At 54.2% G+C, this 319-nt stretch carries 1 protein-coding gene; it reads right to left on the bottom strand.

What is annotated here, in order from left to right; translation table 11 throughout:
• Positions 1–261 (bottom strand): DNA cytosine methyltransferase (locus RMT89_RS46270; RefSeq protein ID WP_399498925.1); only part of this gene is annotated, 261 nt, incomplete at its 3' end.
• Between the last annotated feature and the right edge of the window lie 58 nt (positions 262–319).

Genomic DNA, 319 nt, shown 5'->3' with positions numbered 1-319 from the left:
ATGAGTTCGATCTCTCTGCCGCTGACGTAGTGTCTCGACGTGACGAATGAAACTCAGCCCAATCACTTTTCCCAACCGAACTGGGACGGCGTTTCCAATCATGCGGCCTGTAGTCTTGAAGTAAATGGGCTGGTCAGGTGGAGTAAAGCGGTAATCTCTAGGGAACGATTGCAGCATGGCGGCCTCTCTCAAGCTGATAGCGCGGTGCTGTTCTGGGTGGCCGAATCGGCCATTGCCGAAACCATAGCATAATGTCGTCATGGTAGGACTCGGGGTATCCCAACGCATGCGCCCGTAGACGCTAGCGTATGTCTTTCCG

The organism is Streptomyces sp. P17 (genome assembly GCF_032436805.1).
Taxonomy (GTDB): domain Bacteria; phylum Actinomycetota; class Actinomycetes; order Streptomycetales; family Streptomycetaceae; genus Streptomyces.
The sequence above is the reverse complement of the archived record's forward strand: the minus strand, read 5'-3'. Positions and strand labels throughout refer to the sequence as shown.